At 63.5% G+C, this 15,950-nt stretch carries 10 protein-coding genes and 2 pseudogenes; 5 read left to right on the forward strand and 7 right to left on the reverse strand.

Going from position 1 to position 15,950, the window contains the following annotated elements:
* Nucleotides 1-13: 13 nt before the first annotated feature.
* Nucleotides 14-463 carry a D-aminoacyl-tRNA deacylase gene (gene dtd / locus IPF85_RS12660; protein WP_343408452.1) on the reverse strand — a complete coding sequence of 150 codons (450 nt, stop codon included), beginning with the start codon at nt 461-463 and terminating at the stop codon, nt 14-16.
* Nucleotides 464-2,278 carry an AAA family ATPase gene (locus tag IPF85_RS12665; RefSeq protein ID WP_343408453.1) on the reverse strand — a complete coding sequence of 605 codons (1,815 nt, stop codon included), beginning with the start codon at nt 2,276-2,278 and terminating at the stop codon, nt 464-466. It abuts the gene before it with no gap.
* 323 nt (nt 2,279-2,601) lie between these two features.
* On the opposite strand from IPF85_RS12665, the gene IPF85_RS12670 reads away from it, so the two are divergent.
* Nucleotides 2,602-3,543 carry a hypothetical protein gene (locus IPF85_RS12670; protein ID WP_343408454.1) on the forward strand — a complete coding sequence of 314 codons (942 nt, stop codon included), beginning with the start codon at nt 2,602-2,604 and terminating at the stop codon, nt 3,541-3,543.
* A gap of 27 nt (nt 3,544-3,570) precedes the next feature.
* Here IPF85_RS12670 and IPF85_RS12675 read toward each other — a convergent pair whose 3' ends face one another.
* From IPF85_RS12675 to IPF85_RS12695, 5 genes are all read right to left on the reverse strand, one after another.
* Nucleotides 3,571-4,227 carry a hypothetical protein gene (locus tag IPF85_RS12675; RefSeq protein ID WP_343408455.1) on the reverse strand — a complete coding sequence of 219 codons (657 nt, stop codon included), beginning with the start codon at nt 4,225-4,227 and terminating at the stop codon, nt 3,571-3,573.
* 111 nt (nt 4,228-4,338) lie between these two features.
* Nucleotides 4,339-5,847 carry an acetyl-CoA carboxylase biotin carboxylase subunit gene (locus IPF85_RS12680; protein WP_343408456.1) on the reverse strand — a complete coding sequence of 503 codons (1,509 nt, stop codon included), beginning with the start codon at nt 5,845-5,847 and terminating at the stop codon, nt 4,339-4,341.
* Between the two features lie 74 nt (nt 5,848-5,921).
* The gene (locus IPF85_RS12685; protein WP_343408457.1) at nt 5,922-6,557 is read right to left on the reverse strand and encodes a Uma2 family endonuclease; all 636 of its coding nucleotides are present in this window, start codon (nt 6,555-6,557) and stop codon (nt 5,922-5,924) included.
* Nucleotides 6,558-6,626: 69 nt separating this feature from the next.
* The gene (locus tag IPF85_RS12690; protein ID WP_343408458.1) at nt 6,627-8,237 is read right to left on the reverse strand and encodes a carboxyl transferase domain-containing protein; all 1,611 of its coding nucleotides are present in this window, start codon (nt 8,235-8,237) and stop codon (nt 6,627-6,629) included.
* 16 nt (nt 8,238-8,253) lie between these two features.
* Complete coding sequence (locus IPF85_RS12695) at nt 8,254-8,697, reverse strand: GatB/YqeY domain-containing protein (RefSeq protein ID WP_343408459.1); 444 nt, start codon at nt 8,695-8,697, stop codon at nt 8,254-8,256.
* Between the two features lie 548 nt (nt 8,698-9,245).
* Here IPF85_RS12695 and IPF85_RS12700 point away from each other — a divergent pair.
* From IPF85_RS12700 to IPF85_RS12715, 4 genes and pseudogenes are all read left to right on the forward strand, one after another.
* Nucleotides 9,246-12,251 carry a hypothetical protein gene (locus IPF85_RS12700; protein WP_343408460.1) on the forward strand — a complete coding sequence of 1,002 codons (3,006 nt, stop codon included), beginning with the start codon at nt 9,246-9,248 and terminating at the stop codon, nt 12,249-12,251.
* 193 nt (nt 12,252-12,444) lie between these two features.
* Nucleotides 12,445-13,604, forward strand: a pseudogene (locus IPF85_RS12705) (hypothetical protein); the annotation flags it as partial.
* 1,386 nt (nt 13,605-14,990) lie between these two features.
* Nucleotides 14,991-15,182 (forward strand): annotated as a pseudogene (locus IPF85_RS12710) (RHS repeat-associated core domain-containing protein); the annotation flags it as partial.
* 144 nt (nt 15,183-15,326) lie between these two features.
* Nucleotides 15,327-15,950, forward strand: coding sequence for a hypothetical protein (locus tag IPF85_RS12715; RefSeq protein ID WP_343408568.1), 624 nt, complete (start codon nt 15,327-15,329; stop codon nt 15,948-15,950).

Raw genomic sequence — 15,950 nt, forward strand, 5'->3', positions numbered from 1 at the left:
CTGGTGGTCGTTCTCAGATCAAATCTGCCGTATCCAGCCACAAAGTCACCGGCCCATCGTTGACCAACGTCACTTCCATGTGCGCCTGAAACTGGCCGGTGGCGACGGCCAGGCCCTGTTCGCGCAGCCGCTCGACGAAGTAGGCGACCAACGGTTCGGCCTGCTCGGGACGGGCGGCCCGGGTGAAATCTGGCCGCCGCCCTCGGCTCGCATCCCCGTAAAGCGTGAATTGCGGGACGACCAGCAGCGCGCCGCCGACCTCCCGCAGCCCCTGGTTCATCTTGCCCGCGGCATCCTCGAACAGCCGCAGTCCGGCCACTTTGCGCGCCAGCCACTCAGCCTCGACGCGGGTGTCGTCATGGGTGACGCCCACCAGCGCCAGGAATCCCCGGCCAATGGCGCCAACCTCCTGTCCCGCCACGGTAACGCTGGCCCGGCTGACGCGCTGGATCACCGCGCGCATCTATTCTTCTCCTTCCAAGCTCCGCTCAACATTCAGCTCTTGCCACACCAACCGGTCGAACCCCAGCGAGACGACCGCGAAAGTGCGCAGGCGCAGGCGCTCGCCGTAGCGCGCCAGCAGACCGGCGCGCGTCTGCGGCAGGATCGCCAGCGCTTCCGCCAGCCGGGCCTTGACCAGCGGCAGTTCAGCCACAGCCGCCGCGCTGAGCGCGCGCGCGGCCGCGCCGGTCAGCTCCGCCTCTTTCAGGGGCACGTACTTGAACTCCAGCAGGATGTCGAGCAGCTCATACTGGCGCATCTCCGGCCGCACGATCATGGTCAGGTCCGCGTAGGTGCGCGCAAGCGCAGTCTCCGAATCCATGATGTAGGCGATGTCGTTGAAGAGCAGGGTCAGGAAAGCCGTCTTGACCGTCAGCTCGTTCGCCCAACGGTAATCCCGGTTGTCGAACACGGGATAGTAGCGCTGCTCGATGAAGTTGCACAGCGGCTGCAGATTGCCGGTTTGCCACAGGCCGCGCGCCGCTTGCCGGCCTTCGTCCAGGAGATGCCGATCGGCCAGCAGCATGTCCTGGATACGCTCCACGTACAGCCGACGCACCACCAGGTTTGGAATCGTCAGCATCAACTCGCCTGACGGCGTGCGTCCGCCGAAGGTGAGCACGCCGAAGTAGGTGAGGAACGAGGCCATGAACGGCGCGTCCTTGACCGCCATCAGCATGTCCTCCACGCCAAAGCGGTCAGCCAGGGCCGAGACCGCCAGGGTTGGTGCGCCGTTGACCGCGTCGAGGATGATCTGACCGCCGCCGGGCAGGCTGGCGATGTACGCGATCTTGCCGCGGTCCATGGCCAGGTTGCTGTCGAGCATGTTTTCGGGATAGCCGCAGGCGCGTTGGAAATGCTTGAAGAAGTAGAGCGCCAGGGTGGGGTTGTAGATGCGCTCGGCCGCCATGTTCGTAGTGAAGCGATAGCCGTTGTAGAAGGTGCGCACCATCTCCAGGGCCTCATCCGCCTGCGCCGCGGCCCACCCGCAGGTCGCTGTGATCTGGCGCAAGGTGACGGCGATTTCGTCCTCGCGAAAGCCGCACAGGTCGTTGAACTCCGGCTGCAGGGTAATCGTCTCCGAGACGTTGTAACCGCTGGTGAGATCGCTGAGGACCACGGGCGAGACGCCGGTGATGAAGACGCGGTCCACGCCAAAGCCGCTGGCCCCGCCCTTGACCGCCTTGAAGAGAGTTTTGAGCGTGCCTTCCCCGCGCAGCAACGCGTCGTAGCGTTTCTTGCCGGCCGGGTGACCGCCCATGGCCAGTTCATTGGCGAAGTTGTCGTACTCGTCAATCAACAGGTAAAGCTTGTAAGGAGTGTGGCGCATGGCTGTCAGCGATGACTCGAAGGATGCCACCGCGTCGGTAGGGAAGATTTCGACGGGAGATGACAAGCGATCCTGGTAGCGGACAGCGAAATCGTGAATGCGGGCATTGACGTGCCGATACAGGGCCTGGGTGATGTCTTCGGCGGTGCCCTGGGCGGCTACCAGCGAAAAGTCCCAGCGCATGACAAAATACTGATTGTGCAGCGGGGTGGGCGCGCGACCAATCGCCAGGCGACCGAACAACAGCTCGAACTGATCGGCCCTGGCCACGTCGTAATAGTTCGCCAGCATGGAAAGCAGCAACGACTTGCCGAAGCGCCGCGGGCGCAGGAAGAGCAGTTGCTTGCCCAGGTCTTCGAGCAGCGGGATGCAGTCGGTGCGATCCACATAGAAATAGCCTTCGCTCATCACCTGAAGGAAATCACTGATGCCGTACGGAAACTTCATCGCCCCCTCCTGAAAACCATGCAACCAACAAGCGATCAGCCATCGAAATCCCGCCTGCGGTTGAAATTTTACCCCTGCCTGCGCCTGGCGTCAAGCCACCCAGTCGCTGAGCAGGAATTCCAAATGTGGTCGCTGAAGACATCTGGAATGAAGGCTTTAGCCGGTTATTGGGCACTTGAGAACCCTGTGGCAGACCGGCTGAAGCCTCGATTCCGGGTACATTTGGAATTCCTGTGTGCGCGCGGACGCACTTGCGTAAGCGGGCAGCCTGGCGTAAACTTACGCCGACCCCCACAATCAACCGCAAAGGAACAATCTCGAACATGAATTCCGCACGACCCACACCGGTGTTTTTACCATCCGTCGTTGACGGCCTGCCGGCCGTTATCGGACGGTCGCCCTTCGTGACGCTGACGGTCATTCCGGCCTGGGGCGCCAAGATCGCCTCGCTGCGCGCGGCCGACGGTCATGAGTGGCTGTGGCGCAATCCCCACCTGCCCTGGCAACTGCCCACGGTCGCTACGTCGTACATCCGTGAAGCCGATGTGGGCGGGTGGGATGAGTGCTTTCCCGCGGTGGGGCCAGGCCCCTATCCGCTGCCGCCCTGGCAGGGTCGCCCGATTCGGGATCATGGCGAGGTGTGGGCGCAGGCGTGGGAAGTCGAGGAGGCCGCCGATTGCCTGCGGCTGGCGACTACTGGCGATCAGTTCCCCTATCGCCTGGTGCGGACGATCCGGTTGGCGGCCGCTGAGCCGGCCTTCGAGATGACCTATGAGCTGACCAACCTCAGCCCGGCGCCGTTTGCCTTTCTCTGGTGCGCGCACCCGCTGCTGGCGATTACGCCGGGGATGCACCTGCGCCTGCCTCCCGGCAGCCCGGTGCGCAGCGACGGTCATCTGCCGGGGCGCTTCACCTGGCCGGCCGCCGGCGCGCTGGACTTGACGCACGTTCCTGGCCCGGAGGCTGCCTGGGCCGCCAAGCTGTATGTGGGGCCGTTGACGGAGGGTTGGGCCGCGCTTTACGATCCTGCAACCGGCCGCGAGCTGCGCTTCGAGTTCGACGTGCGTGTGACGCCGTTCGTGGGGCTGTGGCTCAACTACGGCGGCTGGTCAGGCGCGGGCAGCGCGCCCTACTACAACCTGGGACTGGAACCATGCAGCGGCATGCCCGATGACCTGGCGAGCGCGGTGGATCCAGCCTGGAACGCGTTCTCCACCGTCGCCGCCCACAGCACGCTCACCTGGCGGCTGCGCGTGCATGTGTAGGGGCGCACCCTTGCGGTCGCCCACGCTTCAGTAATTTTCCAGCGGCGTCTGCTCGTACCACCAGAAGCCGTGCGTCAGGACGTAGAGACGATCCACACGGCCCAGCCAGCCGCAGACGCACCCTTCACGCCAGCGCGCGCTGCTGTCGCTCAGATACTTCAAGCCGCCGAAGAACTGCGGCGCATAGGCCTGGTAGCGAAAGCCCGCCGCGCTGACCGCCGCCTCCGGCAGCACCATCGTGTTGGTGCGCACCACCTCGTGCGGACAAACGCCCTGCACCGTGATCGCCAGCCCCGTCTCCAGGATCAGCTTTTCGCGGCGCAGCCCTTCCTCGTCGTCGAAGCCCAGCGCGGCCACGTAGGGCGCTTCGTAGTGCAGCCCCAACTCGCCGCCCAGGCGCTGAATCTCGTGCAGTTGGCGCATGGTGGCGAGCGCCAGGGGGTTGTAATGCACGGCGTGCAGGCGCACGAAGTAGGTGGCGGTGGCGCCCAACTCGTGCTCGATCTGCGCGAGGCGCAGCGCGTTGACCACGGTGAAATCAATGTCGTGACGCAGCAGCAGCACGCGCGCCGCGCCGTCCGCCTTGCCGTCGAGCAGGTCTTGAAAACTGACGCAGGCAAAGCCCAGCGCCCGGGCCTCGCTCAGAATTTCCCGGTAATGGGCAAAGGTGAAGTTGCAGGGCATGATGTTCCGTTTCTGCTCAGCCGCCGAATGAATTCGGGGCGAAGGGGCGTTCCGCCGCAAAGTCGGCCTGCGCCGACTGGCGTCGCGTCCATGAGCCGTTATCCGTTTCTCTCAGCGGCCGTGTCCCAGGCGGAAGTGATCCGCCTGGCGCCAGGGATTATAGGGATCGAAGGGGTCGCCGGTCGGCGCGGGCGCGCCAGCGAGCGCCTGACCTTCCAGGAAATCGGACAGCGCGGCGGCGATCAGCGCCTCGTCGGGCAGAGGATCGGCGGCCGGCTGCCAATCGCTGAAGTGCTCTTCCACGAAATGGGTGGTGGCCTCGCCCGCCTGAAAGACCGGGTGCCGGATGACGGCCAGCAGGAAGGGGATGTTGGTGGCGACGCCCAGAATGACGTAGTGCTCCAGCGCCCAGGCCATTTTGCCCAGGGCCTCGGCGCGATCCTCATCCCAGACGATCAGCTTGGCGAGCATGGGGTCGTAGTGCAGCATCACCTGGCTGCCGGTGCTGATACCGGCGTCCACGCGCACGCCGGGGCCAACCGGCTCGACCGCAGTCAGGATGCGGCCGATGCTGGGCAGGAACTGGTTGGCCGGGTCTTCCGCGTAGATGCGGCATTCGATGGCGTGCCCGCGCTGGCTGATCTGCGCCTGGCTGAAGGGCAGCGGCTCGCCGGCCGCCACGCGCAGCTGTGCCTTGACCAGGTCAACGCCGGTCACCGCTTCGGTGATCGGATGCTCCACCTGCAGGCGGGTGTTCATCTCCAGGAAGTAGAAGTTGCGCTCCTGATCCACCAGGAACTCGATGGTGCCGGCGTTGGTGTAGTTGACCGCGCGCGCGGCCTGCACGGCGGCCGCGGCCATGTTGGCGCGCAGCGCCGGCGTCAGGCAGGGCGACGGCGTCTCTTCGATGATCTTCTGATGCCGGCGCTGCACCGAGCATTCGCGCTCGAACAGGTGGATGACCTGGCCGTGATGATCGCCCAGCACCTGGAATTCAACGTGGCGCGGCGCGGTCAGGTATTTTTCCAGGTAGATGCGGTCATCGCCAAACGCGTTGTGCGCCTCGCGCCGCGCGGATTGCAGCGCGTCGGCCAGGTCCTGCGGCCGCGGCACGATGCGCATGCCCTTGCCGCCACCGCCGGCCGCGGCTTTGACCAGCAGCGGAAAGCCGAGCGTATCCGCGGCCGCCAGCAGATCGGCGTCAGCCGTGCTCTCCTGGAAACCGGGCACCATGGGCACCCCGGCCGCGGCCATCGCGGCGCGCGCTGCGGTCTTGCTGCCCATCGCGGCCATGGCCTCCGGCGTGGGGCCGATGAAGACCAGGCCGGCCCGGCGCACGGCCGCGGCAAAGTCGGCATTTTCGGAGAGGAAGCCGTAGCCGGGATGAATGGCCTGGCAGCCACGCTCCACCGCAGCCTGGATGATCGTGTGGGCGCGCAGGTACGATTGGCCGGGCGCGGGCGGCCCGATCAGCACCGCCTCATCGGCCAGGGTGGTGTGCAGCGCCTGCGCGTCGGCCTCGGAATAGACGGCCACCGTGCGGATGCCCATCTCCTGGCAGGCACGGATGATGCGCACCGCAATCTCGCCCCGGTTGGCAATTAGAACCCTATCGAACATACGGTTTTCCTCCCGAAAAGCCCCTGCGTCCTGGCGCCCCTGCGTTGAAACCCTCTGCATCGGGACCTCATCCATCAATGGCTAAACTCTGCGGCTTCTTCTCTGATGACCCGGAAGCGCGCGGGGCTGCTGGGCGAAGTCAGTTCGATCTTGTCGTAGACCTCGGCCAGGCTCAACCGACACTGAATGGATGGGATGTGTACCTCGGCGTCGGGTCCGCTGCTTTCCGCAAACAGCCAGGCGCCATCCGGCTGGCGCGTAAAATGCCCGATGCGCGCAATGTCCTGCGCAATCAGGAGATAATCCTGCAGCGATTCCAGCGTGCGGTAGTGCGCAAACTTCTCCCCACGATCGTAGGCCTCGGTGGACCTGGACAGCACCTCGATGATGACCGTGGGGTTGAGCAGCGTGTCCTCGACCTGGTCATCGAAATGGGGCCGACCACAGACGACCGCCACATCCGGGTAGGTGTACAGTCCGCTGGCGCTGACCTTGACGCGCATGTCGCTGGTAAAAACCTGGCATGGCCGGCCCTTCAATTGACCGATCAACAGGTAAGCGAGATTGGGCACGATGGCGCTGTGATTGCGACTGGCGCCGGCCAGGGCATAGACTTTGCCCGCGTAGTATTCGCTCTTAGTCGCGGCCTCACGCTCACGCGCCAGGTACTCCTGGGGGGTTAGTAAGGGTTGGCGTTGCGGCAGACTCATGAGTTATCCTTTTCTGCACTCTCCGCGTTCTCAACGGTGATTTCCATCTCGCTTTGGCGCCAGCCGCTCCTACATCCTGAACACCCCATACGTCGTTTGCGGCACGGGCGCGTTGAGGCAGGCGGAGAGGGCCAGGCCGAGGGCGCGGCGGGTCTCCGGCGGATCGAGGATGCCGTCGTCCCACAGCCGCGCGGTGGAGTAATACGGGCTGCCCTCCTTTTCGTATTTGTCCAGGATCGGCTGTTTGAACGCGGCCTGCTCCTCCGCGCTGAGCAGCGGCTTGCCCAGCCGCGCCAGTTGATCCTGCTTGACGGTCAGCAGGACGCTGGCGGCCTGCTCGCCGCCCATGACGCTGATGCGGCTGTTGGGCCACATCCACAGGAAGCGCGGGCCGTAGGCGCGGCCGCACATGCCGTAGTTGCCCGCGCCAAAGGAGCCGCCGATGATGACCGTCAGCTTGGGCACGGCCGCGTTGGCGACGGCATGCACCAGCTTGGCGCCGTCTTTGGCAATGCCGCCGGCCTCGTACGCGCGGCCCACCATGAAGCCGGTGATGTTCTGCAGGAAGAGCAGTGGAATGCCGCGGCTGGTGCATAACTCCACGAAATGCGCGCCCTTGAGCGCCGATTCGCTGAAGAGGATGCCGTTGTTGGCGATGATGCCGACGGGGTAGCCGTAGATGCGGGCAAAGCCGCAGACCAGGGTCGTGCCGTAGAGCGCCTTGAACTCACGCAGGCGGCTGCCGTCCACCAGGCGGGCGATGACCTCGCGCACGTCGTACGCGGTCTTGAAACTGGCGGGAATGACGCCGTACAGCTCGGCCGGATCGTAGAGCGGTTCTTCGGGCGGCGCCACCTCCAGCCCGATGGACTTGGGGCGGTTGAGCGTCTCCACGATGCCGCGACAGAGATCCAGCGCGTGCTCGTCATCCAGCGCGTAATGATCGGCCACGCCGGAGACGCGGGTATGCACATCGGCGCCGCCCAACTCTTCCGCGCTGACTTCTTCGCCGGTCGCGGCTTTGACCAGCGGCGGGCCGCCCAGGAAGATGGTGCCGGTGCCCTTGACGATGATCGTTTCATCACTCATCGCGGGCACGTACGCGCCGCCGGCCGTGCAGGAGCCCATCACCGCGGCGATCTGCGGGATGCGCGCCGCGCTCATCAGGGCCTGGTTGTAGAAGATGCGGCCAAAATCGTCCACATCAGGAAATACTTCGTCCTGCATGGGCAAGAAGGCGCCGCCGGAGTCCACCAGGTAGATGCAGGGCAGGCGATTTTCCAACGCGACCTGCTGCGCGCGCAGGTGCTTCTTGACCGTCAGGGGGTAGTAGGCGCCGCCCTTGACGGTGGCGTCGTTGGCGATGATGAGCACTTCGCGGCCGCTGACCAGGCCGATGCCGGTGACGATGCCGGCGCCCGGCGCTTCGTTGCCATACAGCCCCTGTGCGGCCAGTGGGGAAAGCTCCAGGAAAGGCGCGCCGGGGTCGAGCAGACGCTCCAGGCGGTCGCGCACGGGGAGTTTGCCCTGTTCCTGGTGGCGCTGATGGGCCTTGGCGTCGCCGCCCTGCCGGGCGTCGGCCAGCCGCGCGCGCAGTTCAGCGGCCAGCGCCTGGTTGTGCGCCTGGTTGTGCTGAAAGACGGGATCGTTGTTGTTGATTTGAGATTCGAGAACGTCCATGTTAGTCCTCAGTTGATCACTTCAGCAATTCCTGCACCACCTGGCTGACCAGCTTGCCGTCCGCGCGGCCCTTGAGCTGCGCCATCAGGTGTTTCATCAGCAGGCCAGACTGCGCCTTGCCGCTGACGCCCAGCTCCGTGATGGCCTGGCGCACCAGGGCTTCGATCTCGGCGCGGCCCATCTGCTGCGGCAAATAGGTTTCCAGGATGTTCAGTTCCGCCTGCTCCTGATCCACGAGGTCCTGGCGGCCGCCCCTGCTGAACTCTGCAATGGATTCACGCCGGCGCTTGGCATCGCGGCGAATGACATCGAGCACCTCGGCATCGTCGAGCGGGTGACCGACCTCCATTTCCGCATACTTGATGCTGGTGATCACCAGGCGCAGAGTGTCGCGCAGGAGCACACTGTGCGACTTCATGGCCTGGTACATTTCCTGGGTCAGTTGTTCTTTGAGTGACATGTTTGCCTCCGTTGCCAGGGGATACTTCTATTTTACCCTGTGAACGAACGAATCGGCAAACGGCCGGGCGAGTGAATGCAGCGGATGGAGCATCAAGTCAACGCAAGGGCGCAGGGACGCAAAGGAGTGTTCTCTGGCGCCTTTGTGTTCTTTGTGTCCCGGTGTGAGGTCTCTTTCTTGCTCACACAAATTAGTGAAATTCGTGGGAGAGAAAGATGGGCGGATTTTTGCCACATAGAACACAAAGAGCGCAAAGACGCCGCCAATCTGCGAATCTGCTGCCGTTGCTTTGTGTTCTATGCGTTCCTTGTGGTCAATCGTCCACCCAATTCAGAATTGCTGCGCCCAAATTTTGACTCTTGACAGATCGCTGCGCGCGTGATATGCTGTAATAAGTTACAAGCCTGCCCCCCGCCTTCCGAGTCGTCTCTCGCCGCCGGAAGTCCCTGGCGAGAGTTCTCTCTCCCGCCCGCGACCTCCTTACAGCAGTCAGGAAAATGTCCCTGACCCCATCCGTTTCGATTGCTGCACGAAAGGAGTCCGTTGTCATGTTACGCCGTTCTTCTAGTTTCTCTTTTCTCTCTGCTCGACATTCTGCTCTCGGCCGGCTCGCGCCGCGCCTGCCGTCGTTGGTTCATCTGTTGGTGGTATTCAGCCTGCTCTTTTCCACGGCGGCTGCTGCTACCCCCCCCCCCCAGATAAATACCGCTACTAAACTCATGTCCCCTGATCCCAATTTCGATCTCATTTCCGATCCCGGTGCGACGCCCGCGCCTGCGGTCGTGCAGTTGACGCTGGCTGCGGCGCCGCCACAGGTGGAGCCGGCGGGCGTTGTCACCTACACCGTGGTCATCACCAACACCCTGGCCGACCGCGGCCTGAGCGGGCTGGTGGTGAGCGATACCCTGCCGCTGGAATTGGCCTACTGGCCGGCCGGGGAGGGGGAATTCAGCTACCTGGAGGTGGAGCGCCGGCTGGAGTGGGCCATCGGCCAACTGGCCGCGGGCGCGACGCTGACCGGCACGTTCCAGGCGCAGGCGCTGGCGGAGGTCAGCGGCCAGGTCATCACCAACACCGCGGCCATCGTGAGCGAGGAGGTGGGCACAGGGGTGGCGGCCAGTGCGGCGATCACGATCACCGCGGCGCCGTGCCTGGGCGAGGACTGTGCGCCGACGCCCACGCAAGAACCGCCGACCGCCACGCCGACGGCCACGGTCGAGCCGCCGCCCTGCCAGGATGAGGAGTGTACGCCAACGCCAACGGCCACGGCGACGCCCACGGCCACATCGTCGCCCTGCCAGGATGATGAAGAGTGTACGCCGACGCCGACGGCGACGCCTGGGCCGGATGAGGTGTGGTTGACGCCGGGCGAGGGCGGGGTGCTGCTCAGTGCGGATGGACGGGTGCAGGTGGAGGCGCGGCCGGGCGCGGTGAGTGCGCCGACTTTGCTGCGCTATCTGCCGCAGCCGCGGGTGGAGGAAACGCCGGCCTGGCTGACGATGCATTTTGGCCTGGAGGCGCAGGATGAGCAGGGCGCGGCGGTGACAGCGTTCGAGAGCCTGGTCAGCCTGACCTACCGCTTCGCGCCGGGCATTGCGCTGACGGAGACGATCCGCCTGTTCCGGTGGGAGGGCGCGGCCGAGACGTGGCAGGTGCTCGACAGCGAGATGGACGTGGTCGGTCGGCAGTTGACGGCGCAGTTGAACGGTCCCGGGCTGTTTGGCCTGGGTGTGCCGGCGTCGTTGAGCTATGGCGCACAACATCTGCCGACGGTGCATGGGTTCGTGACCGACGAGTGGAGCGGCAACAGCAGCCTGGGCTATCCGCTGGCGCTGCCGCCGGGGCCGGGCGGGCTGGGCTTGAATCTGAGCCTGGGCTACAGCAGCGAAGGGGTGAACAGCATCCGCCAGGGGTTGTCGTCGTACGACATTACGGCAACGGTAGGACCCACATCAATACCGGGGAACACGCCAACGCCAACCGCAACGCCACAGCATGTGAATCAGGATGCATTGAATGCGATCACCTTCAATCGCCAGGCCAGTTTCGTCGGTTGGGGGTGGAGCTTGAACGGCCTGGGGCAGGTGACGATCGCGCTGGCGCACGGAGGGACCCCGGCCAAGGCATACCTGGGGTATGCAGGCGGCGGCTTCGAGCTGAAGCAAACGACGGATGGTTGGCAAACGGAGCCGCAGAGCTTCGTGCGCATTGGGCATGTGGGGAACATGGATAGTGGGAACAAGTGGGAGGTGTGGTCGCCAGACGGCACGAAATACACTTTCGGTGGCTTCAGCGACACCACGACCGAATGGAATAATGGTTCGGCCTGGATTCGGACGCGCAACTGCGGCCAACGCCCTCGGGAAATGCATCTGACGGAGGTGCTCGATACACATGGGAACCGGATCAAAGTAACATACAGTGACGAGAAGCTAAACGTGTATTGTCCGGACAGCGGCACAAGCGGGGATTACGTACGAGCACTGCAACCGGCTCGGATCGAGTATTTTGCTGCAGGAGTGAATACAGCGACGGTACAGATTGATTTCAACTACCTTGCTGACCGTGCCGACTGGAACGTGCCGGGGGCATATGCTACGGATCACGAAGCCTTTTTCAGCTTGCGGCGCCTGCGGAGCATCGTGGTTGGTGCGCAGCTAGCGGAGCGGCTTCACCACGGCGCGCACTACGCTTTGGCGCAGGACTACGACTGGTTCGACCAAAGCAACAATAAAGGGATCCTGCGGCTGACGAGCATCACGGAGAAGGGCAAGAATGGGGGTGCGCTGCCGGCGTGGACGTTTGGCTATCGGATTGGCGCGGTGGGGACGCAGGACACGTGGAAGAACCACACGCTGCTGGAGACGGCCAACAACGGGCAGGGCGGGAGCGTCACCTACAGCTACGCGAATGTGCCCTATATCTGGATGGAAGGATGTGGCGGCAATACCAGCCGCTACCGGGTGAGCCAGATGGAGGTGAGTGATGGGATGGGCGGTGTGCAGCGCACGGTGTACGACCATCAGAACCCGCGGGCGTGGATGACGGGAACGGAATGTGATAACTTCGAGTTTGGCGGCTACAGTTTCGTGCGCAGCCAGGTGCAGGACGGGACGGGGACGCTGTACCGGGTGATGGAGAACAGCTATCACCAGCGCAACGGCAACGCGCTCGATCCGCGCAAGGGCAAAGTCTATCAGCAAGTGACGAAGTCGAGCGCCGGGGCGACCCTGGCGCAGGTGGGGACGTTGTGGAATAGTGTGACGACGAAGGGTACCAACTGGGTGCGCAGCGAAATCGTGACCAACACGCTGGGGACGAGCAGTCAGAAAACGACCTACGAATACCAGGTGGCGAGCCAGAGTAATGTGCAGTACGGCAACGTGACGGCTGTGCGCACTTACAGCGACACGGTGGGAACGCTGTACCGCTCGCAGGAGATGATCTACTTCCCGGCCAACACGAGGCAGCGTCTACATCGTGAACCGGCCGGCGCAGCAGTTCCTGAAAGACGCAACGGGCGCGTGCAACGGGGAGACGCGCTATTTCTATGACAACAAGACATCCTACGCACAGACGCCGAGCAAGGGGGATGTGACGAAGGTGCGGGTGGCGCAGACGAGCTGCGGGGGTAGTTGGGCGGACACGGGATACTTCTACGACGACTGGGGCAATTCGAAGATCGTGACCGACACGCTGGGCCACATGACCACGACCGCTTACGACACGACGGCCGGGGCCTGGCCGATGCTGTACGCCTTGCCGACGAGTGTGATCGCGCCGCTCGTCGGGACAACCACCTACACCTGGGACAAGGTGCTGGGGCAGGTGACGAGCGTGCGCGACCCGAACCTGGCGACGACCAGCTACAGCTACGATCAGTGGGGGCGGCAGACGCAGATGATCAAACCGGGGGACGATGCGACCAACCCGACGCTGCGCTTGACCTACACCCACTACGCCGGCGCGGGGTCGCCGTACTGGGTGAAGCAGGAGCAGAAGGAGAGCGGGAGTTCTTACCTGGAGAGTCGCACCTTCTACGACGGCATGGGGCGGGTGGTGCAGACGCAGGCGGAGGCGGCGAGCAGCAGTCAGAGCATCATCGCCAACACGCAATACCAGCCGTTGGGGGTGCTGCGAACGAGCGTACCCTACACCTACACCGCGGCGTTGGGCGGGTACCGGGCGCCGGACTGGGCGCAACCACAGGCGGCCTATCAGTATGACAGCCTGGGCCGGGTGACGCAGGTGACGCAGGCGGACGGCACGACGGTCAAGAGCTTCTACCAGGATCGCAAGACGGCGGTGCTGGATGCGCTGAACCGGCAGACGATTTCGGAGACCGACGCGGTGGGGCGGCTGTACCGGGTGCAGCAGTACCTGGCCACGGTCAATGGGCAGCCCGACTGGGGCGCGACGGCGTATGCAAAGGCGACCTACTTCTATGACATCGGGGATCGGCTGACGCGGATGATCGGGCCGGACAACGCGGTGACCGATATCACCTACGATCTGTTGGGGCGCAAGACGCGCATGAAGGACCCGGACATGGGCATTTGGAGTTACACCTACGATGCGGCGGGCAACCTGGTGACGCAGACCGATGCGCGGGGTTGCGTCATCACCTTCAGCTACGATGGCCTCAGCCGGGTGAAAAACAAGACCTACAGCGGGTCGAGTGGCTGCAGTGCGACGGCGGTGAGTTACACGTATGACAGCGGCGCCAACGGCACGGGTCGGCGCACAGGGATGAGCGACGGTTCGGGCAGCGCGAGTTGGACCTACGACGCGCGCGGACGAGTAACGCAGGAGAGCAAGGTCATCAACGGAACCGGCGGCGGGACATTCGTCACGCAGTGGAGTTACGATTCCGCCGATCGGATGACCAGCCTGACCTACCCCGGCGGTGAGGTGGTCAACTACACGTACGCGGCACAGGGTTTGGTGAAGACCGCCATCGGTAAGAATACCTACGTTGGCGACACAGCCTACAATGTGCTGGGCCAGGTGGAACTGCGCAGGCTTGGGAGCACCGCCGGCATCCTGACCACCGACTACAGCTATCGCAGCGATAATTTTCGCCTGCAATGGCTGCGCACAGGGACAGCCAGCCCGTACGAGAGCCTGCAAAAGCTGGAGTATGCCTATGATGCGGCCGGCAATGTGGACTGGATCAAGGATTACAAGATCGGCAATCCACAGTTGCAGGATTTCACCTATGATGCGCTGAACCGATTGACCAACGCGGTGGCGAGCGGCGGCACGAATGGCAATTACAACAGCGAAACCTATGGCTTCGATCCCAACGGCAACCTGACGAGCAAGGCGGGCGTGAGCTACACCTACGGCGCGCAGGCAGCGGACTGTCCCGATGGCATCTTGACCCTGCTGGGCAAGCCGCATGCGGTGGTGACGGCGGGGAGCAACAGCTATTGCTACGACCAGAATGGCAACATGCGACGGCGCAAGATTGGGGCCAGCACTTACACCCTGGGCTACGACGCTGAGAATCGGTTGACGAGTGTCAGCGGTGCGGCCACAGCCAGCTTTCTCTACGATGCAGACGGCGCCCGCGTGCAGGCGACGTTTGGCAGCGGCGAGAGCGCCAGCATCACGAACTATGTGGGTCAGCTGGTGGAGGTCAGTCCGGTCTATCGTGAGGACTTCAGCGATGGGTTGGCGCAGGGCTGGACGGCGAGCAGCGGGACGTGGGCGGTGACGACTGGTGGCTACCGGCAGAGCGGAACCGCCAACAACACCAACGCGTACCGGGCGCAGACGCAGAACCAATTGCTGGTCTACCGGTGGCAAGCGACCTTTACCAGCGGCACGAATGCGGGGATGTACCTGGTGGCGAGTGCGGCCGCGGGTGCGGAACGCGGGAACAGCTACCGGGTGTGGCAGGATGCGACCTCAGTCAAGATCTACGAAAGCACCGGCAACACCGCCACGCAGCGGGCCAGTTTCACGGCGAGCAATACGGCCGGGCAGACGCACAGCTACCAGGTGATCTACGATCCGCTGACGGGCAAGGTGCAAGTGTGGCGGGACAACGTCTACCTGGGGAGTTGGACTGACACGACGCCGCTCCTCAGCGGGAGCTACCTTTCGCTGCGCACCGATGCGTCCAACGTGCTGTTCGACAATTTGGTGGTGTCGGAGGTGGTGAAGTATTACCAGGCGGGTGGTCAGCGGATTGCGCTGCGCAAGAACGGTGCGGTGAGCTACCTGTTCGGGGATCACCTGGGCAGCACCAGCGTGACGGCGGACGCGACCGGGGTGCGCACGGGGAGTTGTGGTACAAGCCGTGGGGGGAGAATCGAGGGACGCCCGTCGGCGCGACGCCGACGACCTACCGGTTCACGGGTCAACGTGAGGATGCGAGCATCGGGTTGTATTTCTACAACGCGAGATACTACGACCCGGCGCTGGGGCGGTTCGCCAGCGCGGATACGCTGGTCCCCCAGCCTCAAAATCCGCAAAGTCTGAACCGTTACTCTTATGTCGGGAATCAACCTATCAGGTTCAGCGACCCCAGCGGACATCGCCCTGAATGTGGTGTCCAAGGCGGCGAGTGTAGTAACGACACCTACTATGCTGGTTTCAGCGTCCTTGATCGCCGTCCCTGGGTGCAGGCCTACCTGGCTGATCAGATGGATGGTCGCCACTTCGGAGAAATCATCCTTGCTGGCATCATTGGTAATGCTATTGGCAATGTTGTCGGACAAGCGATTGGTGATTTGCTTGGCATCGGCGTTCCACAGATCCAGGTGGGCGCCGGACAATCAAGTCTCAAAGCCAGCGACTTCAGTCAAGGCATGGTGTCGCCCGTCGCACCGTCGCCTACGAGAGGGACAAAGCCCCAAAGTGGGTTCAAAACCTATGCCTCTGTTCAGTGGTCGCGCATGGGCAAAAATTGGGCTGGGGGTACCTTCTGGGGATCCGATAGCCCCATAGCCGGAACAGACGCTTGTCAATTGACCGATTCTCTTCTCTCCTCGGGATCGAAACGCATCACGCTTTTATCTGGAACCCATGGCACTTACGAGGGACAAACAGGGCTTGAGTTCCCACTAGCCGCCGAAAAGTCTTTTTTTGAGGCCGATCGTCTGCATTATTTTGGTAATCCGAGAGTGGAGGTATTGGACGTCATGGTCATGTCTCGAGAGAAGTTATCCGTACTGACAGGCGAGATCATATGTGCATGGTGCTGGAGTGACAGATCCGTGCTAATCCAGAGTTTGATAAGGTAG

The organism is Candidatus Amarolinea dominans (genome assembly GCF_016704685.1).
In the GTDB taxonomy this organism is placed as follows: domain Bacteria; phylum Chloroflexota; class Anaerolineae; order SSC4; family Amarolineaceae; genus Amarolinea; species Amarolinea dominans.